Origin of the sequence: Pseudoalteromonas sp. APC 3893, assembly GCF_030408095.1 — a bacterium.
Classification (GTDB): Bacteria; Pseudomonadota; Gammaproteobacteria; order Enterobacterales; family Alteromonadaceae; genus Pseudoalteromonas.
Genome location: NZ_JASDCD010000011.1, coordinates 96,568 through 119,146 on the forward strand (window position 1 = coordinate 96,568; position 22,579 = coordinate 119,146).

The following is a 22,579-nucleotide window of genomic DNA, read 5'->3' on the forward strand; positions in this document are numbered from 1 at the left end:
AACCAACAAGACAGCTAATGTACTAAAGTTACGATAAAAAACCTATCAGCAAATGCTGGGTTTAAAGTTTTTGCTCATTTAATTAGCAAAAAACACATTTAAAGCTTGTGGCGGGCGAGGTTGTTGCTTAGAATACGCGTCCAATTATTTTGATTTAAACGACGTATGGTGCCAGACTTCGGGTTTGGAGAGCGATGCGGCCTTAACTAGAGGTTTCTATGAAAGAAGGTATTCACCCTAAGTACGAAGTAATTTCAGCAACTTGTTCATGCGGAAATAAATTCGAAACTAGTTCAACTCTGTGTAAAGACATTCACTTAGACGTATGCTCTGCGTGTCACCCGTTTTACACTGGTAAGCAAAAGATTTTAGACACAGGTGGCCGTGTTGATCGCTTTAACAAGCGTTTCGGTTCACTTAGCAGCAAGTAATTTCTGCTTTCGTGTTAAGAAAGGCACCTTCGGGTGCTTTTTTTGTGCCTGTAATTTAGAAAAACTTACAGTGACTCATTTTCCCCTCCTAATTTACATAGATTAAAATTAGAAAATCCCCCCTTTGTGTATTACTTTGTTGCCAGCGATATGGCTAATTTATAGCGATATTATTCTGACTAATATTTCTGTTTCTTATAATGGTTATAGCTAATGAAGCACAGACAAACCCTAATTAATTCACTATATTAATTATTAATATAAATTACATTGCTGCTATTACTGTATCTAAAACGGGCTAAATTGCAGTTATTTGTCGCTATCGTCGATAATTGTTGTTGTTTTTTAGTTTGTTCGAGTTGCAGTAATATTTGCTTTAAATTCAAGCAAATTTAGCTGGGTTTTTTGATGTTTTGTTAGTGTTTTAATCAGGCGTTTTTAGAATTATTTACTAAAAATGCTGGCAAAACGCATAAAATTAACTGATATAGCTTATAACAGGATAGACCTGATATTGCTTGAATTTAATTATAATATAGGTATTGTTCGCTAAGAACTGCTCACTCTCACTTTAAATTTAACTTACTTGCAGGATAAAATCGCGTTATGTCAGACTTTCGTGAACAAGCATTACATTACCATGCTCACCCCGTTCCAGGAAAAATCAGCATTGAACTTACTAAGCCAGCTGAAACCGTTAATGATCTCGCTCTAGCTTATAGCCCAGGTGTTGCTGAACCTGTGCGTGAAATTGCAGCCGATCCAGCTAATGCATATAAATACACGGGCAAAGGTAATATGGTGGCTGTTATTACTAATGGTACCGCTATATTAGGCTTAGGTAATCTAGGGCCACTGGCGTCAAAACCAGTAATGGAAGGTAAGGCATTATTATTTAAGCGTTTTGCAGGCCTAGATTCAATTGATATTGAAGTAAAGCATCGTACAACTGAAGATTTCATCAATACTGTGGCTAATATTGCAGATACGTTTGGCGGTATTAATCTTGAAGATATTAAAGCGCCAGAATGTTTTGAGATTGAAAAAGCATTAATTGAGCGCTGTAGTATTCCTGTTTTTCATGATGATCAACACGGTACTGCTATAGTAACTGCTGCGGGTATGATCAATGCGCTTGAAGTGCAAGGCAAAAAAATTGAAGATGCGATTATTGTATGTTTAGGTGCTGGTGCAGCTGCTGTAGCATGTATGGAACTACTTATTAAATGTGGCGCTCTGCGTGAGCATATTTATATGCTTGACCGTAAAGGGGTTATTCATACACGTCGCGATGATTTAAATGAATATAAACAACTGTTTGCAAATAATACAGATAAACGTACGTTACAAGATGTAATAGCCGATGCAGATGTGTTTGTTGGTGTATCAGGTCCGAACTTGTTAGATCCAGAAGATTTAAAGCTAATGGCCGACAAACCAGTTATTTTTGCATGTTCTAATCCAGATCCTGAGATTGCGCCAGAGCGTGCACACGGTGCCCGTAAAGATCTTATTATGGCGACAGGGCGCTCAGATTACCCGAACCAAGTTAATAACGTGCTATGTTTCCCATTTATCTTCCGTGGTGCGCTTGATGTTCGTGCAAGCCAAATCAACGATGAAATGAAAATTGCAGCAGTGGATGCCATTCGTAGTATTGCTAAAGAGCCAGTACCCGCAGAAGTATTAAAAGCAGCGGGTGTTGATTCTCTTGAATTTGGCCCTGAGTATATTATCCCAAAACCAATGGATCCGCGTTTGTTGCCACGTATAGCAAAAGCGGTAGCGCAAGCGGCTATTGATTCAGGTGTTGCGCAAATAGATATGCCTGAAAATTATATGGCTTAGCCGAAACGATCAAGCAATAAAAAACCTCAGCAATGTTAGGTGCTGAGGTTTTTTTGTATCCAATTCCTGAAGGCAGGAATGCAAACCGTAACTTAATCTTCGTTAAGTACAGGTACTTCAAGTCCCATTTCGAGCATGATTTTCTTCACTTCTTCAGGCACTTTCTCAGGGTTGTCTTTACGCAAGTCTTCGTCGTTTGGCAGCGGTTGCCCAGTAAAAGCGTGTAAAAATGCTTCACAAAGTAGTTCGCTGTTAGTCGCGTGTCGTAGGTTGTTAATTTGACGGCGGGTGCGCTCGTCAGTTAACACTTTTAGCACGTTAAGTGGGATAGACACGGTGATCTTTTTCACTTGCTCTGATTTTTTACCGTGTTCTGCGTATGGGTGAATATATTCACCGTTCCATTTAGCCATAAGAAGTATCGTTGCCTCAGGTTGTTAGTTGTTTGCATAGCCTATTTGCTTTGCAAAGATGCGGAAATTCTATCGTTTTAAAAAAGATAGTCAAACACTTGTTATTTAGCCATCTAGCGAGCTAAATATCTTTACCGCTAATAATGCCCTGGTTACACCACAAATGTTTTGACTTATGGGGACTGATCATCTAACCTTTTAGACGTCTAAACATCCATTTATTGTAGGTGACGTTATGAGTCAAAAGAACAAAGCAACTATCGCGGTACGAAATGGTATCGATGCTGATAAACATCATGGCGCTGTTGTGCCGCCTCTTCATTTATCAACAACCTATTCCTTTGCTGATTTTGATACTAAACGCCAATACGATTATGGCCGCAGTGGTAACCCAAACCGCGATATTCTAGCTGAGACGCTGGCTGAACTTGAAGGAGGCGCTAAGGGAATTATTACGGCCACGGGTATGTCGGCAGTACATTTAGCGACTCAACTACTCAATAGCGATGATACTTTAATCATTCCTCATGATTGTTATGGTGGCAGCTACCGTTTATTTACCTCTCTTGAAAAGCGTGGGTTATTAAAGTTAGTGGTTTTAGATTTAACGAAAACTGAAAATCATGAAAAAATTCTTGAAATTAAACCTAAGCTAATTTGGATTGAAACACCGAGCAACCCTATTTTACGCCTGACCGATATTAAAGCGATTACCACTATTGCTAAACAATGTGGTGCACTTGTTGGCGCAGATAACACATTCTTATCGCCGGCTTTACAAAATCCAATCGAATTTGGTGTCGATATTGTGGTGCATTCAACAACTAAATATATTAATGGTCACTCAGATGTTGTGGGTGGCGCCGTGATTGCTGCAACCCAAGAGTTAGGTGATGAGCTTGCGTGGTGGGCAAATAATATTGGTATTACCGGTGCGCCGTTTGATAGCTACTTAACTTTGCGTGGCTTGCGTACGTTAAATGTTCGTTTACGTCAGCACCAAGAAAATGCGTTTATCATAGCGCAATATCTAGAAGACTCTCCTTATGTAAGCCAAGTTTATTATCCTGGTCTTGAGTCACATCCACAGCATGAGTTGGCTAAAGTACAGCAGCGTGGTTTTGGTGGCATGGTGAGTTTTGATATTAAGGGTGATGTAAATGATGCGGCAGCATTTTTAACGAGTCTTGAAGAGTTTACTTTAGCTGAGTCACTGGGCGGTGTTGAGAGTTTAATTTGTCATCCAGCTACTATGACTCATGCCGGAATGGATGCAACTGCACGCCTTGAAGCTGGTGTGGGTGACACGCTAATTCGTATTTCTGTTGGTATTGAAGATGTTAAAGACTTAGTGGCTGATTTAGAACGTGTGTTTAATAAAGTAAAGCCTGGTCAGGGTGGTCAAAGTGAGCAACTTGTTGCACAACAAGCCACAGCTAAACAACAAGATCAGCAATCAAGCTCATTTAAACTAACGCCAGCACATACGGCATTGTGGTAAGAAAAATGGTTAATATAGTACATAAATTTGGTGGTTCGAGCTTAAGTTCGCCAGAGCGCTATCAAGCAGTCGCGAATATCATTTTAGCGAATAGCGAAGTGGGTGATTGTGTTGTGGTTTCAGCCGCAGGTAAAACAACGAACACTTTGGTTAAGTTATGGCAAAGTTACCAGCAGGATGATCTGCAAGCTGTTAGCGACATTTTATTATTGTTAGATAATCACCAGCGAACCTTGATTGAGCAATTATTAACGGCACAAGCCAAGCAGCAGGCCCTTAGCTTATTGCAACAAGAATTGGCACAATTAGCCGAACAAGCCAAGCAGCAAACTTTAACTGAGGCTCCTTTACTTGCTCATGGTGAAGTGTGGTCGGCGAGATTACTTGCAAGCTATTTACAGCAATTAGGTTTAGCTGCAAAAGATATTGATGCGCGTCAGCTTTTTACCTTAAATGATGGGCAGTTATTGCATCAAAAGAATCAACAAGCTTGTATAGATTTGATAAGCAAGCGGCATGTTAATGTGGTTACCGGCTTTATTGCCAGTGACTGCCATGGTGATACAGTAACTCTTGGACGTAATGGCAGTGATTACAGTGCCACACTCTTAGGTAGTTATTGTCATGCCCAGCAAGTGTCTATTTGGACCGATACTCAAGGTGTATTTAGTACTGACCCTCGTAAGGTAAATAAAGCGCTTAAATATTCAAAAGTGTGTCGTGGTCAAGCCAATTTATTAGCACGATTAGGTAACCCTGTTTTACATGCTAAAACATTATCACCGTTAAAAAATACTGATATAAAGCTGGTTGTACGCAGCAGTTTTGATACCGAAGCCAGTGCCACTGAAATAGTTAAAGAAGGTTATAGTAAAGCCAAGCGCTTTATCACCACGCTAGAAAACATTGATTTACTGCGGGTGGATCAACTCAATGCAGGTGAAGTTGGGCAGTTGAGTCAGCTTATTCAACATAGTTTGCACCACTTTGTTAAGCAGGGCGATACTTACTTATTAGTACCAGGTAATGCGACTCATCAAATAGTGAGTCAGCTACAAGGGCGTGCTAATATTATTGAGTCAAACTTACATGGCTGCGCTATTGTTGCGCCAAATAACGATATAGCTCATTTATCTGTGCAGGCTTCCTCGTTGCTAAGTGAGCAAAGTTTAGCGCCTCGCTTTAGCCACCAAGATACTGAGTATGCATTACTCTTAACTGACCAAGCAATTGATAGCGATGTATTAACGCTATTACATGACAAGTTAATCAACAAAGGCCAAGAGCTTGCGGTGATCATTGCAGGCTTAGGTAATGTTGGCGAAGTGTTTATTTCACAGCTTTCACAACAGCTAAATCGCTTAGAACAGCATTTTAGTGTGAAGTTAGTGGGTTTAGTACGTTCTCAGCAAATGTTATTCAGCCCAAGCGGTATTAGCCTGGAGCAATGGCAAACACGATGGGATAACGAAGCTGCTGATTATCAGCAAGCGGATTTATTAACGCATATAAGTGAACTTGATTACGAACATAAAGTGGTGATTGATATTACCGCCAGTGAATCATTTAGTTTACTTTATCCTGACTTTGTTAATTTAGACTGTCACTTGATCAGTGCGAATAAATATGCAGGTACGGCTGATAATGACTGGTATCAAGCATTACGCCACAATTTAGCTGAACGCAATTTATTTTGGCGCTATAACACGTCTGTTGGCGCTGGGTTACCGATTAACTTTGCTTTAGCTGATTTACAAAATAGTGGTGACAAAATCACGCGTATCGAAGGGGTGTTCTCTGGTACATTATCGTGGTTGTGTAGTAGCTATGATGGCAGTGTGCCATTTTCAGATTTAGTATTACAAGCGCAGGAAATGGGTTTTACAGAGCCTGATCCGCGTGAAGACTTATCTGGTCGTGATATGCAGCGTAAGTTGCTTATTCTAGCGCGTGAATTAGGTTTAACTTTAGAGTTAGATGATATTGACTTAATAGCACTGATGCCAGAGCAATTAGCACAAGGCGATTGGCAGTCATTTTTAGATAACAAACAACAGTTAGATAGCTTTATTGCTGACAAGGCCAAGCAGGCGAGCGAGCAGGGTAAGGTGTTGCGCTATACTGGCGCTTTGTCACTTGCTGATAATAAACTCACAGCGCAAGTTGGGCTGGCGTTTGCCACTCAAGGTGATGCGTTAGCTAATTTAACACCGGGCGATAATATCTTTGTAATAAACAGCCAGTGGTATAGTGACAATGCTTTGGTAATACAAGGCCCTGGTGCAGGTAAAGAGGTCACCGCAGCAGGCGTGCATTCGGATTTATATTGGTTAATACAAAATTTAAAATAAAAAGCTTGTAATAAAAAAGCGCCAATTTTGGCGCTTTTTTGTTTTATGTAGCAGCGATTTTATATCACGACGATTAAAATAGCTCTTCTTCAGTTTTAGTATCCTCTTCAAATACATCTTCAACGTGCTGCATAACGTATTTTGTAGGGGCGGTGCCTTTTTTGAAATACTCAAAGCGACTAGTGTAATCATTCTTTTGGCTAAGTAAGCCTGTTGCTAGGTCTATACGAATTGACACTAGTCCTTCAGGTGGCTCGATTGGCGCTTCTGGCTGGTTTTTAAGTGCTACACGCATAAAATCAACCCAAGCAGGTTGAGCGGTTTTAGCGCCTGACTCAGCGCCTGTGATCTGAGATTTACTCAAATTACTATTATAGGTAGAGCGACCCAGTGGGTTACCTGGATTATCAAAGCCCACCCAAACAGAAGTCATTACGTTGCGATTAAAGCCGCTAAACCAAGTATCAACGGAGTCATTGGTAGTACCTGTTTTACCTGATAAGTCGCGTCGCTCTAGCGCTTGCGCTCGCCAACCTGTACCACTCCAACCCGTTTTATGGGCCCAGCTACCGCCGCCCCAAATCGCACTATTCATAGCATCAGCAATTAAGAATGCATTTTGCTTAGAAATAATGCGCGGAGCACATGTTACTGCGGATGCATGGCCTGTAGTGGAATCCTCAAAAACATTACTAGATGGGCTTGTTAAATTACTATTTAAGGCAACGTCACCTTCGTTAGCAGCTGCATCAGCGTCACAAGCGAGTTGTGGTTGCGTTTTAAATAGCACATTGCCAGCAGAATCTTGAATTTCACTAATAAAGTAAGGAGTAATTAAATGGCCTCCATTAGCAAACGCGCTCATACCTCGAGCAAGTTCAAGCGGAGTAATTGAGGCACTACCCAAGGCCAACGATTCGCTACGATTGATATCGCTATTTTGAAAGCCAAATTTAAGTAAATGATCAGCAGTACGATTGAGTCCAACCCCTCTTAATAAACGCACGGAAATAACGTTTTTAGATTGCGCTAATGCACGGCGAATACGAATTGGGCCATTATAAACTGCAGGGCTGTTTTTAGGACGCCATGCCACACCTAAGCTTTTATCCCATTGATTTATAGGTGCATCGTTTAAAATAGATGCTAAGGTATAGCCTCTTTCTAGTGCTGCAGAATAAATAAAGGGTTTAATGTTTGAGCCTACTTGGCGCTTCGCTTGAACTGCACGATTGTATTGGCTTTGCTCAAAGCTATAACCACCTACTATAGCTTTTATACGGCCATCATTAGGATCTAGAGACACTAAAGCACTGGCGGCTTCTGGCAGTTGACTAAGTAGATAGCTGCCGTCGTCATTTCTACGCAGCCAAATTTGAGCGCCTGGCGCTAAAATTTCGCTGGCTGTTTTTGGTGCAAAACCTTGACGGTAACGAGTGATGAACTTGCGTGCCCATTTTAAATTATCCCAGTTTAGCGTGGCGTGCTCGCCATTTTTTAATAATACGTTAGCGCTTTTTTCGCCTACCTCTAATACTGCGGCGGCCAACAGCGGGCCGATTTCTTTGATGGGAGCAAGTTTGTCTAAAATTGCTTGTTGATTGAGTGGTGATTGTGTCTCATGATCCCACAGATGAACCTCTGCGCCGCGATAGCCATGGCGCATATCATAAGCATGTAGATTATCTACCAGCGCTTTTTGTGCTGCGGCTTGTACGTCTGATTCTACACTGGTGTATACTTTAAAACCGGTATTATAGGCACGTTCGAAACCGTAGCGAGCGACCATTTCGGCACGTACCATTTCCGAAATATAAGGGGCATACAAATCAATTTCAGCTCCATGAAAGCGTGCTGTAATTGGCTGCTTTGACGTTTCATTGAACTCTTGCTGGGTGATAAAGCCCACGTCAAGCATCCGACTTAGCACAACATTGCGGCGAGCTTTAGCGCGCACAGGGTTACGAATAGGGTTTAATGCTGATGGTGCTTTAGGTAAACCTGCAATCATCGCCATTTGTGCTAAATTTAATTCATTAAGCTCTTTACCATAATAAACTTGTGCAGCTGCACCGATACCGAATGCACGGTTGCCTAATTCGATTTTATTTAAGTAAAGAGCAAGTATTTCATCTTTACTAAGTAGGTTTTCAATATGCAGGGCAATAAAGATTTCTTTTACTTTACGAATGTAGGCTTTTTCTCGTGTTAAGAAAAAGTTACGAGCGAGCTGCATGGTGATTGTACTTGCGCCTTGTTTTTTCTCGCCAGTTGATATTAATACTATCGCTGAACGAACTATACCTATAGGATCTATACCAATATGTTCATAAAATCGTGTATCTTCAGTGGCTAATATTGCATCAATGAGTGGCTGTGGGATCTCATCGATACTAACGGGTATACGGCGTTTCTCTCCAAATTGGTTGATCAACAAGCCGTCTCGAGAGAATACTTGCATGGGAGTTTGTAATTGCACGTCTTTTAAAACTTGCACACTTGGGATATCGGATTTAACGTAATAATAAAGGCTTGCTAATGTAATTAAGCCCAAAAACGTGCAAATGATAAAAAATTGTAAAGTTCGTTTGAATAAAATCACTTATATTTTCCCTAAATGGACTCCCAATTAGAATCGTAGACTGATAGTATATATTGATTAAAAAATGAATAGTATTTTTTCAGATAAAAATTATAACTTGTTTATTCTTAAAACAAAGGCCGAATCGCAAACATGTTAAGCCAACTAATGAATAAGTCTTCATCAATGATGATAGGGATAGATATCGGTTCGCACGCTATTAAAGCAGTGTTACTGAATGAAACGGAAACCGGCTACCGCCTAGAGGCCTTAGCAATTGAACCTATGCCAAAAGGAACAATGTCCGAACGAAATATTCAGGACATTGAAGCGATTGGTAATATTATCACTAAATTGAAGCGTAAATTACCTAAATCGGCAAAATTTGCGGCGGTTGCTGTTTCCGGGCAAACAGTGATCACCAAAGTTATCTTTATGGACGTTACGTTAAGTGATGCCGAACTTGAGTCGCAAATCGAAATTGAAGCCGATAGCTTAATTCCATACCCGTTAGATGAAGTTAGTCTCGATTTTGAAAAACTAGCAACCAATGAAGCCGATCCTACTAAAATGAACGTGTTACTTTCGGCTGCACGAACCGAAAGTGTTGAAGCCCGTGTTGGAGCATTAGAAACCGCAGGCTTAACTGCAAAAGTCGTCGATGTTGAAAGTTATGCGCTTAGCCGAGCCATGGACGTTTATTATCAACAACTGCCCAGCGATGCATTTAATAAATGTGTGGCAATGATTGATATAGGGGCTGTGCTGACCTTAGTAAGTGTGGTACTTGCAGGTGAAACTATTTACACTCGTGACCAAGTGTTTGGTGGCGATCAATACACTAATAGCATTGTTGCTTATTATAATAAAAGCTTTGATGAAGCTGAAATAGGTAAAACAACCGCTGATTTACCGCCTAACTATACGTTTGAAGTATTAGCGCCTTTTCAAACTTCACTGTTACAACAAGTTCGCCGTGCTGTACAGATGTTTTTGACTACCAGTGGTAAAGAGCAAATTGATTATATTATTTTGACCGGCGGAACAGCCATGATTAATGGTTTAGATCGCTTGTTAATAGAAGAGCTTGGTATACATACAATTGTTGCCGAACCATTTGAAAATATGGATATATCACCTAGAGTTGATCGTAATGTAATGCAGCGTCACCGAACGCAGTTTGCCATTGCTACAGGGTTGGCATTAAGGAGCTTTTCATCATGCCACATATAAATCTACTGCCATGGCGTGAACAGCAGCGTAAACAATCTCAGAATAAGTTTGCCACTATTTTGTTTTTAGTTGTGCTATTGAGCTTTTTAAGTATGTATATGTTAAGTACATATTACGGCAATCTGCGTGATGGACAGAATGTTAAAAATAATTTTTTAACAACCGAAATAGGTCATCTAGATACGCGTATTCGCGAAATTCGTGAGTTAGATAAAAAGAAAGAAAACTTACAACAGCGTATGCGTCTTATTGAGGATTTACAGAGTAGTCGAAATTTAGGTACGCAAATTATGGATGAAGTAGCTAAAATTGTACCTGGTGGGGTTTATTTAACTAAGTTAGAGCGTCGGGGAAGCGCCATTCATGTAATTGGACGCAGTGAATCAAATAACCGCCTGTCAAGCATGTTAAGGCAAGTACAAAACTCTTATCTGTTAGAAAAACCCACTATGCAAGGGATCGTAGCGGGTGAAAAGTCATCTCGCTTACTTAGTGATTTTAATATGGAGTTTTATGTTAAGCCCTTTGATAAAATTGGTGAGGTTAAGCAATGAACCTTGATATCAAAGCCTTAACCGAGATTGATTGGAATGAAATTGAGCTAGAAAACATTGGTGATTGGCCAGTTGTTGTTAAAGTTATTTGTTGTGCTTTTGTAGCAGCTTTGGTGCTATTTTTTAGTTATAGCCTGTTAGTTTCAGACGAAATTGATAGTTACCATAATGCGGTAGCGAAGGAAGTTGAGCTACGCAATACTTATCGCGCAAAATACGCGGTAGCGAGTAATTTAGAGATTTACCGCCAACAAATGGTGGAGATGGAAGATAAGTTCTCACAGCTATTAAAGCGCTTGCCAACGTCTAATGAAACACCTGGTTTACTAGATGATTTAACTTATGTTGGTACCACAAGCGGATTAACCTTCTTAAAGATTGGTTGGCTACCTGAAATAGAAAAAGAGTTTTATACTGAGTTACCTATAAAAATAGAAGTGATAGGTAGTTACCATGAATTTGGTGATTTTGTTGGCAAAGTAGCGCAACTACCTCGCATTGTAAGTTTGCACGATTTTTCAATAACCAGCACAAATACCGGTAAACTTACATTTAGCGTGGTCGCAAAAACCTATCGCTATGAAGGTGCAGTTAAGAAGGGAGTGGCTAGAAAATGAGAAAAATAGCTACAATACTTCTTTCAGCTTTTGCTTTAACTGCGTGTAATGATGATATTGCACAGCAGCAAGAATTTATTGATCAGGTTAAGGCCAGCACAACGCCTAAAGTTGAAGAAATACCTAAGCTCACTAAGTTTGAACATTTTGAATACAGCGCACGTCAATTACGCAGCCCGTTTGTTGCGCCACAGCCTGAAATTATTCAAAATAATATGGTGCAAGTGAAAAACTGTTTACACCCTGATCCTGATCGAGCTCGAGAACCACTGGAGAAATACCCTTTAGACAACTTAGCAATGAAGGGGACTCTTGGTTCAGATGGCAGAACATGGGCTTTAATTAAAGCCGCTGATGAATCTTTGCACCGAGTCACAATTGGGGATTACTTAGGTTTATATCATGGTGTAGTGAAAGATGTTCAAAGTGATTTTATAGAGTTACTAGAATTAATACCCGATGGGTCTGGTTGTTGGAAAGAGCGCCTGACTAAGCTTGAAATGTTAGAGGCGACAACTGATGGCGCGAGCTAAAAATAAAAAAGGTAAAATTAAAATGCATAAGGGAGTATCTTGGAGTAACCGCATTCAGCAATCAGTGCTTGGCGTTATTGCCCTTTTTATCACGCAGGCGGCGCTTGCTGAGCCATTACTTTATGATGTTCGGTACAATCCGTTACTTGCAGGAGAAACCGAGCTACAGCTGGTTTTTGATGAAGAGTTAGCGCAGCAACCGACAGTACAAGTATTTAATAACCCCGCCCGCATCGAAATGCGATTCATTGATAGTAATGTAGAAAAGGCTGTCAGCGACGTTGCTATTGACCAAGCAGGAATTGAGAAAGTAACAAGTAAGGTAAGCGACGGTCACTTAATTGTCACCGTACATATGGATCGTTTAAAAATTTACCAAACGACGGTGAATAATAATTTAGTGTCGTTACATGTATCAGACAACATGCTGACTAACTCAAGGTCAGATGCGGCCGAAGCAAGCGCTAACGATACTAGTAATTTTATAAACTCGATCCAATCTATTGATTTTCGTCGTGGTGAAAAAGGTGAAGCACGCGTTTTAGTATTTTTGCAGGATACCCAAGCGGCAGTTGATGTTCATGAAAGTGGTGGAAAAATTATTGCTGAGTTTCATCATACAGATATTTTAGACGACTTACTGTATGAGTTAGATGTGCTCGATTTTGGCACTGTTGTGAGTAAGATTGAGACATTTAAAGAAGACAGTAAAAGCCGCATTGTGATTGAGCCCAATGCTGCTTTTAAATATACATTTCAACAAATCGAAAATGTATTTACTCTGACCGTTGAAAAAGATGCTTCACAACGCTCATTTTTAGATGGTGGCAAAGAGTATCAAGGTCGTCCAATGACCTTAAACTTCCAAGATATTTCTGTTCGCGCGGTGCTACAAATCATTGCCGGCTATAATGACTTTAACCTCGTAACGAGCGACTCTGTAACGGGGAATATCACTTTACGTCTTGATGGTGTGCCATGGGACCAAGCCCTTGACGTGGTATTGCGTGTTAAAGGTCTTGATAAGCGCATGGATGGGTCAATTTTAATGGTGGCTCCCTCAGAAGAGCTAGCTGCCAGAGAAGCTAAGGATCTAAAAGCTAAACAACAAGTCGAAGATTTAGAGCCACTATACAGTGAATACATTCGTTTAAACTACGCAAAAGCGGAAGAGTTTGCAGATTTACTAAAAACAGATACCAACAGCATCATTACCCCTCGCGGCAGCGTGTCGGTTGATAAACGTACCAATACCTTACTAATTAAAGATACGGTTAAAAGTATTGAAAGCGTGCGTCGTATGGTTGAAACCCTTGATATTGCCGTTAAACAGGTTGTAATTGAGTCTCGTATGGTTACTGTACGTGATAATGTTCAAGAAGATTTAGGTGTACGCTGGGGCTTTAGTGATGCTTCAGACAATGGTGGGCTATCAGGTTCATTAGAAGGTGCGCAAGGAATATTTGATGCTGGCAGTTATAATGATATTCCTAGTATTGCTGATCGCTTAAATGTTAACTTACCGGTTTCAAGTGCTGCAGGTAGTATCGGTATGCAAGTAGCTAAACTAGCAAATGGTACGTTACTTGATTTAGAGCTCAGTGCATTAGAAGAAGAAAACCGTGGTGAAATTATCGCAAGTCCACGTATTACTACCGCAAATCAGAAAAAGGCCCGTATAGAGCAAGGTACTGAAATTCCTTATGTGGAGTCTGCTTCAAGTGGTGCGACAACCGTTACATTTAAAAAAGCGGTGCTAAGCCTTGAAGTAACGCCGCATATTACGCCGGACAATAAAGTAATCTTGGATTTAATTATCACTCAAGATACGCGTGGTGATACGGTACAGACACCAACCGGCTCTGCTGTTTCGATAGATACGCAAAAAATTCAGACACAAGTGTTGGTTGAGAATGGTCAAACAGTGGTACTTGGTGGTATATTCCAGCAACAAATCATAAACTCAACGAAAAAGGTTCCACTATTAGGTGATATTCCTTACTTAGGTGTGCTGTTTAGAAGTACGAGTGAGTTTAATGAGAAGAAGGAATTATTGATTTTCGTTACTCCGAAGATTCAAATAGACTAAATCTGGTCTATTTTCCTTAACGCAACGGGCAATTTTGACTTTAATTGCTCGTTAATTGGCTTTTTGTTCTATTTGACTTGAAATACCGCCTCAATTACTGAGATAATCCCCTCCTTAATTTTGGGGCCAGGTCGTTAGGCGGGGTTTTATTTCAAATTTTAGAGTTCGTTTGTACTAAAAGATATGGCTGAAAAACGTAATATATTTCTAGTTGGTCCTATGGGGGCTGGCAAAAGCACAATTGGTCGTCACATTGCCGATCAATTACATCTTGAATTTGTCGATTCTGATCAAGAAATCGAACGCCGTACTGGTGCTGATATAGCATGGGTGTTTGATCTTGAGGGTGAAGAAGGCTTTCGACTTCGTGAAGAAGGCGTCATTGGCGATCTAACTGAAATGCAAGGTATTGTACTTGCAACAGGTGGTGGTTCAGTGATGAGTAAAGAAGTACGAAACAAGCTTTCAGCTCGCGGTATCGTTGTATACCTAGAGACACCAATCGAAAAGCAAGTTGCACGTACGCAGCGCGACAAGCGTCGCCCATTACTGCAAACAGAAGAAGCACCTCGTGACGTTTTAGAGCGTTTAGCACAAGAGCGCGAACCGTTATATAAAGAAGTTGCTGACTTTACTGTACGCACTGATGAGCAAAGCGCTAAAGTTGTTGCTAATCAAATCATTGAGAAATTAGATTTTTAAAAACCAATAATAAAGGATACTGGCGATGCTTGAATTAACTGTTAATTTAGACGAGCGAAGTTATCCTATTTATATTGGTGAATCTGCACTTCACAACACAGACAGGTTGCGTCAGCACTTAGGTGACTGTCGTCCTATCTTCATCACTAATGACACCATTGCACCTTTGTATTTAAATGGTGCAATGGCGTTATTAGCTGATTTAAATCCCCTTCATTTTATTATTCCTGACGGCGAACAATTTAAATCACTTGAGTGGTTTGAAAAAATATCAGCGTTTCTGTTGGAGAATAACTGTGGCCGAGATACTTGTTTAATCGCTTTAGGCGGTGGTGTAATTGGTGATCTTACAGGCTTTGTCGCTGCTTGTTATCAGCGTGGTGTGCCTTTTATTCAGGTACCAACTACTTTGTTATCTCAGGTTGACTCCTCAGTGGGTGGTAAAACCGCAGTAAACCATCCGTTAGGTAAAAACATGATTGGGGCGTTTTATCAGCCACAAGCCGTGTTTATTGATACTCAATCATTGCATACATTGCCTGAGCGAGAATTTGCCGCGGGTATGGCTGAAGTCATTAAGTACGGTCTGATCTACGATACCGAGTTATACAGTTTCTTAGAAGATAATGTTGCTAAGTTACAAGCGCTGGATGAAGAAACACTGCAGCATGTTATTTTTCGCTGTTGTGAAATTAAAGCATTGATTGTCGCACAAGATGAAAAAGAAGCTGGATTACGCGCATTACTCAATTTAGGCCACACCTTTGCTCACGCAATTGAAGCTCAAATGGGTTATGGAGTATGGTTACATGGTGAAGCTGTTGCGACTGGCATGGTATTAGCAGCTCAATTAGCGCATACCCGTGGTGATTTAACTGCGGCTGAGGTATCAAGAGTTACCGCTTTGATTTCTGCGTATAACTTACCATGTGAAATCCCTAGCGATATGACCAGTGAACAATTTTTACATCATATGCGTAAAGACAAAAAGAATAAAAAAGGCACTATTCGATTTATTTTACCAACCGAGTTTGGCCAGTGCGCGCTCGTTGATGATGTATCTGATCAACAGGTTCGTGATTTAATAGGGCGCTAATGCAATCGCAAATCTTACCAAGCCGAGCGGCTCTGGTTGATCGCATCGCGCTGCAATTTGAATACGGGCAGAATTTAATTGCTTTATTAGGGCCATCTGGTCTTGGTAAGAGCTACCTTCTTGAAACCTTTATCACAGATAAGTACAGCGATTTTAATAAAGCATTTGTCCAAGTAACTGCTCGAATGACAGACAGTCAACTCATGAGTGAATTACTTGATCAAAGTTTTAGTACGCCGTTGATTGACCAACAATTGTCACTGTCTGAAAACTTCTTTCAATTAGTTAAAAAGCAAAATTGTGGCCCATGTTTATGGGTGCTAGATGGTGCACGCCATTTATCTGATGAAATGGCAGCTGATCTAGCTTTGCTTGCTAAAAATAGTCCAACCACATTGTACATTTTAGTTGCTGCACAGGCTGTTGGACAGTTTAGTAACGCAGTTGAAATTCATCTTGAACCTTTATCTATGGCTGAAAGTAAGCAGCTTATGCATTGGTTTTTTAACAACCTCCCTGTTGATGAAGATCCTGTTTTTCAAACGTTTTTAAAGGAGTCTCACGGTAATCCAAGCTTATTGTTAGCGTGGCAACCAATAGAGCATAGTGCTGAAGTTAAAGTGGCAGATAAAGTTTCTTGGCGACTGCATTTAATTACACTGATGATTATTATTATGCTATTGATTATAGGTTTGTTATATAAATCAGATATGACTCAGTGGTGGCAAGAGGTTTACCAACAGCAGCCTGTGGAACCTGTAGCAACCGCAATAAGCGTAGAGCAACTAAAACAAAGTGCAGATGAACTACCCAGCATAATAAAACCAGCTCCCAGTACTGACGAGAGTAAATCTTCTACAATTGTAACAACCGAACAAGATGAAACACATAACAATGTAGCAGCTATTTTAGATAGCCTTGCGGTTAGCCCTAAACAGCCGGTATTGCCAGTGTCTGAAGCTAAACCAACAGAGGTTGAGCTAGTTAAGGCTAAAGATCCTGTAGTTGCTAACTTACCATTTGATAATGCATGGTTTAACGAGCAAGACGACGAGTATTTCGTGATTCAATTACTCGCAGTAACTAAGCAAGCTATCGCAGAGCAGTTTATTGTCGCACAAAAGTTAGGTGAGGCTGCTAAAATTTATCAAACACAGCGTAATAATAAGAATTGGTGGATAGTAACTTATGGTAACTATAAAAGCCTTAATGCGGCACGTAAAGTAACAGCCACTTTGCCTGAAGCTGTGCGTAATAATCAGCCATTTTATAAAAAAATAAGTAAAATAAAACAAGAAATCGCGTTACTAGATCAGTAAAACTAAGCTGTTTAGTGTAAAATCGCGGCCATACCAGTTTGAAGTAAAGAGCCGATGCAAACAAAGACCAGAGCCTTCCTTAAATGGGCCGGCGGAAAATACAGCTTAGTTGAAGATATTAGTGTGCGCTTGAATGTAGCGAGCAAGCATGCAGATACCTTAGTTGAACCGTTTGTAGGCGCTGGATCAGTATTTTTAAACACTAATTTTAAACATTATATTTTAAACGATATTAATGCAGATCTTATTAATCTGTATAACGAGCTTAAGAACTCTCCTGATGAGTTTATTAGTGATGCAAAAAAGCTGTTTGTGGATTTAAACAATCACCCAGACGCATATTACGATTATCGTGTACAGTTTAATCAAAGTAACGATATTTATGAACGTGCGATTTTATTCTTATACATGAACCGTCATGGCTATAATGGCTTATGTCGTTATAATTTGAAGGGGATTTTTAATGTGCCTTTCGGTAAGTATAAGCGTCCTTATTTCCCTGAAAAAGAAATGCATTTCTTTGCACAAAAAGCTCAGCAAGCAACATTTACTTGTTTAGGTTACGATGATGTTTTTAAATTGGTACCTGAAAACGCAGTAATTTACTGCGATCCTCCTTATGTGCCATTGAGTAAAACAGCGTCGTTTACCTCTTACGCAAAGGGGGGCTTCAACTTAGATGATCAAGCCAATTTAGCAAACTTAGCTGAGCAAGCTGCATTTGAAAATAGTACACCTGTACTCATATCCAATCACGATACGGTTTGGACGCGAAAAATATACAGCCAAGCAAAACTAGATGAGATTCAGGTAAAGCGCACCATAAGCCCAAAGGGTGGCTCGCGCAATAAGGTGAATGAATTAATGGCTATGTATTTAGCACCAAAGCCACAACGGTGTAAATAGCAATAATAAATAAAATAAATAGCCCAATTGCAATAAGAATAATAGAGCGTGGGGAGTGTTGCTGAAAGTCAGATTGGCGCTTATTTTCAGATTGCACACCAAAGAAAGCGGCAATAACGCTTTGCAAGGCACTGAATAAGTGTTTCACTTAATTAAAACCGCGGCCCTAAAGAACGTGCCTTTTTTGGTTCGTCAGAATGGGTTAATAGCTCTAGTAAATCTAAGTAATGAAATTGTGCACTACGGCTATCACCTGTGATCCAAGACATCCAGCTTGATGCATGCTCTGTATTCATGCATTGTACGGAGTTATTTATTAAGTGTTCACCGCTGCATTGACAGTCATTAGTAGCGATAAAAGTGTCATCACTTTTAGATAAATAGCTTAATGTACCGATAGTTATAGCAGTCGCAGTTAAGATCCCAATTTTAAAAGCATGCATTTTACTTAGTCCATAATGGTGTTACTAAACTAAGCATACCTAATAAGTGTTCAAATAACAAACTTAATTTACCCTTAATAATTACAAAAAATCAATAGTATTATAAAGTTAAGGTAAAAATAATGTATAAATCAGGTTGCTTGAAAAATAATCGTTGCGCTAAGTTGAATAGAGTAAGTACTTTAATTGCAATAAAATTCATGTTTATCGCAGTAATATAGCCGTTATCATATTTATTTTCCCAGGCGAAGGTTATTTGTTACATTAAGCGCACTTATGCGCATTTTGAAACACATTAAGGATTGCCAATGTTAGAAACAATGCAAAAATATCTTATAGCACCATCAATTTTGTCTGCTGATTTTGCCCGCCTCGGTGAAGATGTAGACGCAGTGCTAACGGCTGGCGCTGATGTAGTTCATTTTGATGTAATGGATAATCATTATGTACCTAACCTAACGATAGGTCCTATGGTATGTAAGGCATTACGTGATTATGGAGTAACAGCGCCTATTGATGTGCATTTAATGGTAAAGCCGGTTGATAGTTTAATTCCGCAATTTGCTGATGCAGGGGCGTCTATTATTACTTTTCATCCTGAAGCAAGTGAGCATATAGATCGCACTTTACAGCTAATAAAAGATAACGGTTGCCAAGCGGGGCTAGTGTTTAACCCCGCCACGAGCTTAAGCTATTTAGAGCATGTCATAGATAAACTCGACGTGATTTTATTGATGTCAGTAAACCCTGGCTTTGGTGGCCAGAGCTTTATACCTCACACGTTAGAAAAACTACGGCAAGCGCGCAAGATTATCGATGATTCAGGCCGTGCAATTCGTTTGGAAGTTGATGGTGGTATTAAAGTTGAGAATATTGCAGCCGCAGCACAGGCGGGTGCTGATATGTTTGTTGCAGGCTCCGCTATTTTTAATCAACCAGATTATAAAAAAGTCATAGAGCAAATGCGTGAACAATTAGAAGGTGTAAATTAATGAAATACGAGGCCGCTTTTTTTGATTTAGATGGCACCTTAGTCGACAGTGTATATGATTTATATATTGCAATGAATTTGACTTTAACTGAGTTGGCTTTTCCTATAGTGAGTCAGCGTTTAGTTGAAACCTGGGTCGGAAATGGTATTGAAACCCTAGTTAAGCGTGGTTTAAGTGGCGACATGCAAATTAGTGAGCAACTAGATGAACAGCTTGCCAAGCGAGCCATCAATCTTTTTTATGGTCATTACGAGCAACAAGTGGGTGAGTACAGCGTGCTTTACCAGCATGTTGAAACAGGTCTTGCTGCTCTTCGTAGCACCCCAAAAGCACTCATTACCAATAAAGCGCGTCGTTTTACTGAAAAGCTACTTGATAAACTAGCGTTGACAGAGCATTTTGACGTGATCGTATGTGGGGATGATATGGCTAAAAAGCCATCGGCTGAACCGCTTTTGTTTGCTTGCAAGCAATTAAATGTGCCAGCAAGCCAAGCTGTAATGATTGGTGACTCAAAAAGTGACATCTTAGCTGCACATGCTGCAAACATAGATGTAATTGCTGTGAATTATGGTTATAACCAAGGTGAAAAGTTGAGTGATTACAATCCACAGTACCTCTGTGATACATTCTTAGATATAATACCCGTACTTACCCAAAGGTAAGAGCGTTTTTAATTTTAGTATTTTTTATTTTAGTAATATAAAGGAACATCATGAGTAAACCAGTAGTATTAAGTGGCATGCAGCCAACCGGTGGTATGACAATAGGCAACTATGTTGGTGCTATTAACCAGTGGGTTAAACTACAGGAAGAGTATGATAGTCACTTTATGTTAGCTAATTTGCATGCTATTACCGTACGGCAAGACCCTGAATTGTTACGATCGCGAGTGCTCGATGGCATCGCTTTATATGTTGCATGTGGTATAGATCCTAATAAAGCGGCTTTATTTGTGCAATCGCAAGTGCCAGAGCATGCACAGTTAGGTTGGGTACTTAATTGTTATGCACAAATGGGTGAACTTAATCGTATGACTCAGTTTAAAGACAAGTCATCTAAGCATGCAAATAATGTAAATGTGGGTTTGTTTGCTTACCCGGTGCTGCAAGCTGCAGATATTTTACTGTATCAGGCAGATCAAGTACCTGTTGGGGATGATCAAAAACAACATTTAGAGCTTACTCGAGATATTGCCACACGTTTTAATAACTTATATGGTGAGGTTTTCACAATTCCAGAACCTTATATTCCAGAGTTTGGCGCGCGCGTAATGAGCTTGCAAGATCCGCTGAAGAAAATGTCTAAATCAGATGACAATCCAAATGGATTTATCATGATGCTAGATGAGCCGAAAAAGATTGAGAAAAAGCTGAAAAAAGCTGTGACAGATTCAGATGAGCAAGCGCGTATTTATTTTGATCGTACTGAAAAACCAGGTGTGTCGAATTTATTAACGCTTATGTCTGTTGCTACTAAGCGCTCTATCGAAGAGCTTGTGCCAGAGTATGAAGACAAAATGTATGGTCATTTGAAAAAAGACACTGCAGATGCGGTAGTCAGTATGATTGAGCCAATTCAAGCGCGCTTTAAAGAAATTCGTGAAGACCAAACTTTACTTAACAACATCATGAAAACTGGCGCCGAAAAAGCCAGTATACGTGCTGAGAAAACGTTAAAGTCAGTTTACGACGCACTCGGTTTTATCCCGCGTCCATAGTCGTTATTGAGACAAAAAAATACCGCTGCTTGGATTATTACCTCAGCGGTATTTTTGCATCTGTAAGGTGTGTTTTAGCTGCGCGTTGGTATGACTCTCGCAGCTATTTAGCTTGCCATTATGCTTTATTGAGTTTATTAGCTAAGTTTATAGTAGTTATAACTGGCTGCTTTCAACGCAATGAGCATTGAAAGCAGCTACTGGGAATAAGAAGTAATTATCCCGCAGTAATGATTAACGAAGCAGTGACTCAGTTAATACAGGGCGCATCTCACGTACAATTGCTTGTGTTAGCTTTGGTGCACCACAAATAAGGTTACCGCTTTGGTTGTAGTTATTGCCGCCAGCGAAATCTACAATCATACCGCCCGCTTCTTTTACCATTAACTCACCAGCAGCACTATGCCAAGGTTTTAAGCCAATCTCAAAGAAACCATCAACACGACCAGCTGCAACATAAGCCATATCTAACGCTGTGCAACCTGCACGACGAATATCAGCAGTATGCACAAACAATGCTTTGAATGCTTCAGTGTATGCATCCATATGGTGCTTGTTCTTATATGGAAAGCCAGTAGCAAGTACAGTACCTGCAAGAACAGTTGTTTTGCTAACACGAAGACGTTTGCTGTTAAGTTGCGCGCCTTGACCACGTGAAGCTGTGAAAAGCTCACCACGGATAGGATCATAAATAACAGATTGGTCTAAACGACCTTTAACTTTTAATGCGATAGAAATCGCGAAATGAGGAAGACCTTTGATGAAGTTTGTTGTGCCATCAATAGGATCTACAATCCATTGGTAATCTGCATCCTTGCCTTTGTGCTCACCTAATTCTTCACCCACGATAGAGTGAGTAGGGTAAGACTGTAAAATAGTGTCACGGATTACGGCTTCAGCTTCTTTATCAATATTCGTTACTAAATCGTTAGTGCCTTTTTGTTGCACTTCAACTTTTGATAAATCTTCACTTGCGCGAAGTAAAAGTTTGCCTGCGTTACGCGCAGCGCGAACCGCAATGTTTAACATTGGATGCATGGTTTTACCTTTGGGTTGTAAAAGAACGTTTATATATTTTAAGCCGGCGTATTTTAACGACTTTCACCACAAAGTAAACAATAAACCCGAAATAGTTTTGAGTGTTTTTTGTACGCCCTTGTTTGAAAAGAGGTTTAAATTTATTTTTTATTATTCTGATTGAGTTTAGTAACTCATAACACTTTGTAATCATGCTAATAAAAAACCTTGCC

Annotated in this window: 21 protein-coding genes; 16 read left to right on the forward strand and 5 right to left on the reverse strand. The window is 40.0% G+C overall.

Annotation, left to right across the window (positions count from 1 at the left end; genetic code table 11):
• Positions 1–218: 218 nt before the first annotated feature.
• Together rpmE and QMA12_RS13490 are read left to right on the forward strand one after the other, a co-directional pair.
• Entirely contained in the window at positions 219–431 is a 213-nt protein-coding gene (rpmE, locus tag QMA12_RS13485; RefSeq protein WP_087532649.1) for a 50S ribosomal protein L31, read from the forward strand.
• 606 nt (positions 432–1,037) lie between these two features.
• Complete coding sequence (locus tag QMA12_RS13490) at positions 1,038–2,279, forward strand: malic enzyme-like NAD(P)-binding protein (RefSeq protein ID WP_087532648.1); 1,242 nt, start codon at positions 1,038–1,040, stop codon at positions 2,277–2,279.
• Positions 2,280–2,371: 92 nt separating this feature from the next.
• Here the strand turns inward: QMA12_RS13490 and metJ are convergent, their stop codons facing one another.
• The gene (gene metJ, locus QMA12_RS13495; protein WP_016709540.1) at positions 2,372–2,692 is read right to left on the reverse strand and encodes a met regulon transcriptional regulator MetJ; all 321 of its coding nucleotides are present in this window, start codon (positions 2,690–2,692) and stop codon (positions 2,372–2,374) included.
• A gap of 235 nt (positions 2,693–2,927) precedes the next feature.
• On the opposite strand from metJ, the gene metB reads away from it, so the two are divergent.
• Entirely contained in the window at positions 2,928–4,193 is a 1,266-nt protein-coding gene (metB, locus tag QMA12_RS13500) for a cystathionine gamma-synthase (RefSeq protein ID WP_290209425.1), read from the forward strand.
• A 5-nt stretch (positions 4,194–4,198) separates the two neighbouring features.
• On the forward strand, positions 4,199–6,544 hold the full coding sequence (gene metL, locus QMA12_RS13505; protein ID WP_290209426.1) for a bifunctional aspartate kinase/homoserine dehydrogenase II: 2,346 nt from the start codon (positions 4,199–4,201) through the stop codon (positions 6,542–6,544).
• Between the two features lie 73 nt (positions 6,545–6,617).
• Here the strand turns inward: metL and QMA12_RS13510 are convergent, their stop codons facing one another.
• A complete protein-coding gene (locus QMA12_RS13510) occupies positions 6,618–9,146 on the reverse strand; it encodes a PBP1A family penicillin-binding protein (protein ID WP_290209427.1) in 2,529 nt (842 codons plus the stop codon).
• A 132-nt stretch (positions 9,147–9,278) separates the two neighbouring features.
• Here QMA12_RS13510 and QMA12_RS13515 point away from each other — a divergent pair, with 132 nt between their 5' ends.
• From QMA12_RS13515 to QMA12_RS13555, 9 genes are all read left to right on the forward strand, one after another.
• A complete protein-coding gene (locus tag QMA12_RS13515) occupies positions 9,279–10,358 on the forward strand; it encodes a pilus assembly protein PilM (RefSeq protein ID WP_087532644.1) in 1,080 nt (359 codons plus the stop codon).
• Positions 10,346–10,912 (forward strand): PilN domain-containing protein, encoded by a 567-nt coding sequence (locus QMA12_RS13520; protein WP_290209428.1) that lies wholly within the window; start codon positions 10,346–10,348, stop codon positions 10,910–10,912. Before QMA12_RS13515 ends, QMA12_RS13520 begins: the two co-directional genes overlap by 13 nt.
• Positions 10,909–11,529, forward strand: a complete 621-nt coding sequence (locus QMA12_RS13525; RefSeq protein WP_087532642.1) for a type 4a pilus biogenesis protein PilO — start codon at positions 10,909–10,911, stop codon at positions 11,527–11,529. Before QMA12_RS13520 ends, QMA12_RS13525 begins: the two co-directional genes overlap by 4 nt.
• Positions 11,526–12,062: a pilus assembly protein PilP gene (locus tag QMA12_RS13530; protein ID WP_087532641.1), complete on the forward strand. Its 537-nt coding sequence runs from the start codon at positions 11,526–11,528 to the stop codon at positions 12,060–12,062. The genes QMA12_RS13525 and QMA12_RS13530 overlap by 4 nt, the downstream gene beginning before the upstream one ends.
• Entirely contained in the window at positions 12,049–14,151 is a 2,103-nt protein-coding gene (locus QMA12_RS13535; RefSeq protein ID WP_290209429.1) for a type IV pilus secretin PilQ family protein, read from the forward strand. Before QMA12_RS13530 ends, QMA12_RS13535 begins: the two co-directional genes overlap by 14 nt.
• Positions 14,152–14,334: 183 nt before the next feature.
• Entirely contained in the window at positions 14,335–14,853 is a 519-nt protein-coding gene (aroK, locus tag QMA12_RS13540) for a shikimate kinase AroK (RefSeq protein WP_087533154.1), read from the forward strand.
• A 25-nt stretch (positions 14,854–14,878) separates the two neighbouring features.
• On the forward strand, positions 14,879–15,949 hold the full coding sequence (aroB, locus tag QMA12_RS13545; RefSeq protein WP_290209430.1) for a 3-dehydroquinate synthase: 1,071 nt from the start codon (positions 14,879–14,881) through the stop codon (positions 15,947–15,949).
• Entirely contained in the window at positions 15,949–17,268 is a 1,320-nt protein-coding gene (locus QMA12_RS13550; protein WP_290209431.1) for an AAA family ATPase, read from the forward strand. The genes aroB and QMA12_RS13550 overlap by 1 nt, the downstream gene beginning before the upstream one ends.
• A gap of 54 nt (positions 17,269–17,322) precedes the next feature.
• Positions 17,323–18,174: a Dam family site-specific DNA-(adenine-N6)-methyltransferase gene (locus QMA12_RS13555; protein WP_290209432.1), complete on the forward strand. Its 852-nt coding sequence runs from the start codon at positions 17,323–17,325 to the stop codon at positions 18,172–18,174.
• Here the strand turns inward: QMA12_RS13555 and QMA12_RS13560 are convergent.
• Together QMA12_RS13560 and QMA12_RS13565 are read right to left on the reverse strand one after the other, a co-directional pair.
• On the reverse strand, positions 18,137–18,322 hold the full coding sequence (locus QMA12_RS13560) for a DUF2970 domain-containing protein (protein WP_087533150.1): 186 nt from the start codon (positions 18,320–18,322) through the stop codon (positions 18,137–18,139). The genes QMA12_RS13555 and QMA12_RS13560 overlap by 38 nt on opposite strands.
• A gap of 4 nt (positions 18,323–18,326) precedes the next feature.
• Entirely contained in the window at positions 18,327–18,617 is a 291-nt protein-coding gene (locus tag QMA12_RS13565) for a hypothetical protein (protein ID WP_087533149.1), read from the reverse strand.
• A 308-nt stretch (positions 18,618–18,925) separates the two neighbouring features.
• Here QMA12_RS13565 and rpe point away from each other — a divergent pair, with 308 nt between their 5' ends.
• From rpe to trpS, 3 genes are read left to right on the forward strand one after another with little or no spacing between them, the layout of a single operon-like run.
• Entirely contained in the window at positions 18,926–19,609 is a 684-nt protein-coding gene (rpe, locus tag QMA12_RS13570; protein ID WP_087533148.1) for a ribulose-phosphate 3-epimerase, read from the forward strand.
• Positions 19,609–20,274 (forward strand): phosphoglycolate phosphatase, encoded by a 666-nt coding sequence (locus QMA12_RS13575; RefSeq protein ID WP_290209434.1) that lies wholly within the window; start codon positions 19,609–19,611, stop codon positions 20,272–20,274. Before rpe ends, QMA12_RS13575 begins: the two co-directional genes overlap by 1 nt.
• Before the next feature lie 50 nt (positions 20,275–20,324).
• Positions 20,325–21,329, forward strand: coding sequence for a tryptophan--tRNA ligase (trpS, locus tag QMA12_RS13580; protein WP_290209435.1), 1,005 nt, complete (start codon positions 20,325–20,327; stop codon positions 21,327–21,329).
• 234 nt (positions 21,330–21,563) lie between these two features.
• Here trpS and suhB read toward each other — a convergent pair whose 3' ends face one another.
• Positions 21,564–22,367, reverse strand: coding sequence for an inositol-1-monophosphatase (suhB, locus tag QMA12_RS13585; protein WP_290209436.1), 804 nt, complete (start codon positions 22,365–22,367; stop codon positions 21,564–21,566).
• Positions 22,368–22,579: the final 212 nt, after the last annotated feature.

Coding starts and splice junctions, on each gene's coding strand:
- QMA12_RS13515 (WP_087532644.1), top strand. CDS start 9,279: ATGTTAAGCCAACTAATGAATAAGTCTTCATCAATGATGATAGGGATA.
- metB (WP_290209425.1), top strand. CDS start 2,928: ATGAGTCAAAAGAACAAAGCAACTATCGCGGTACGAAATGGTATCGAT.
- aroB (WP_290209430.1), top strand. CDS start 14,879: ATGCTTGAATTAACTGTTAATTTAGACGAGCGAAGTTATCCTATTTAT.
- metJ (WP_016709540.1), bottom strand. CDS start 2,692: ATGGCTAAATGGAACGGTGAATATATTCACCCATACGCAGAACACGGT.
- metL (WP_290209426.1), top strand. CDS start 4,199: ATGGTTAATATAGTACATAAATTTGGTGGTTCGAGCTTAAGTTCGCCA.
- rpmE (WP_087532649.1), top strand. CDS start 219: ATGAAAGAAGGTATTCACCCTAAGTACGAAGTAATTTCAGCAACTTGT.
- QMA12_RS13555 (WP_290209432.1), top strand. CDS start 17,323: ATGCAAACAAAGACCAGAGCCTTCCTTAAATGGGCCGGCGGAAAATAC.
- QMA12_RS13525 (WP_087532642.1), top strand. CDS start 10,909: ATGAACCTTGATATCAAAGCCTTAACCGAGATTGATTGGAATGAAATT.
- QMA12_RS13535 (WP_290209429.1), top strand. CDS start 12,049: ATGGCGCGAGCTAAAAATAAAAAAGGTAAAATTAAAATGCATAAGGGA.
- suhB (WP_290209436.1), bottom strand. CDS start 22,367: ATGCATCCAATGTTAAACATTGCGGTTCGCGCTGCGCGTAACGCAGGC.
- QMA12_RS13565 (WP_087533149.1), bottom strand. CDS start 18,617: ATGCATGCTTTTAAAATTGGGATCTTAACTGCGACTGCTATAACTATC.
- QMA12_RS13550 (WP_290209431.1), top strand. CDS start 15,949: ATGCAATCGCAAATCTTACCAAGCCGAGCGGCTCTGGTTGATCGCATC.
- QMA12_RS13490 (WP_087532648.1), top strand. CDS start 1,038: ATGTCAGACTTTCGTGAACAAGCATTACATTACCATGCTCACCCCGTT.
- QMA12_RS13575 (WP_290209434.1), top strand. CDS start 19,609: ATGAAATACGAGGCCGCTTTTTTTGATTTAGATGGCACCTTAGTCGAC.
- rpe (WP_087533148.1), top strand. CDS start 18,926: ATGTTAGAAACAATGCAAAAATATCTTATAGCACCATCAATTTTGTCT.
- QMA12_RS13530 (WP_087532641.1), top strand. CDS start 11,526: ATGAGAAAAATAGCTACAATACTTCTTTCAGCTTTTGCTTTAACTGCG.
- QMA12_RS13520 (WP_290209428.1), top strand. CDS start 10,346: ATGCCACATATAAATCTACTGCCATGGCGTGAACAGCAGCGTAAACAA.
- trpS (WP_290209435.1), top strand. CDS start 20,325: ATGAGTAAACCAGTAGTATTAAGTGGCATGCAGCCAACCGGTGGTATG.
- aroK (WP_087533154.1), top strand. CDS start 14,335: ATGGCTGAAAAACGTAATATATTTCTAGTTGGTCCTATGGGGGCTGGC.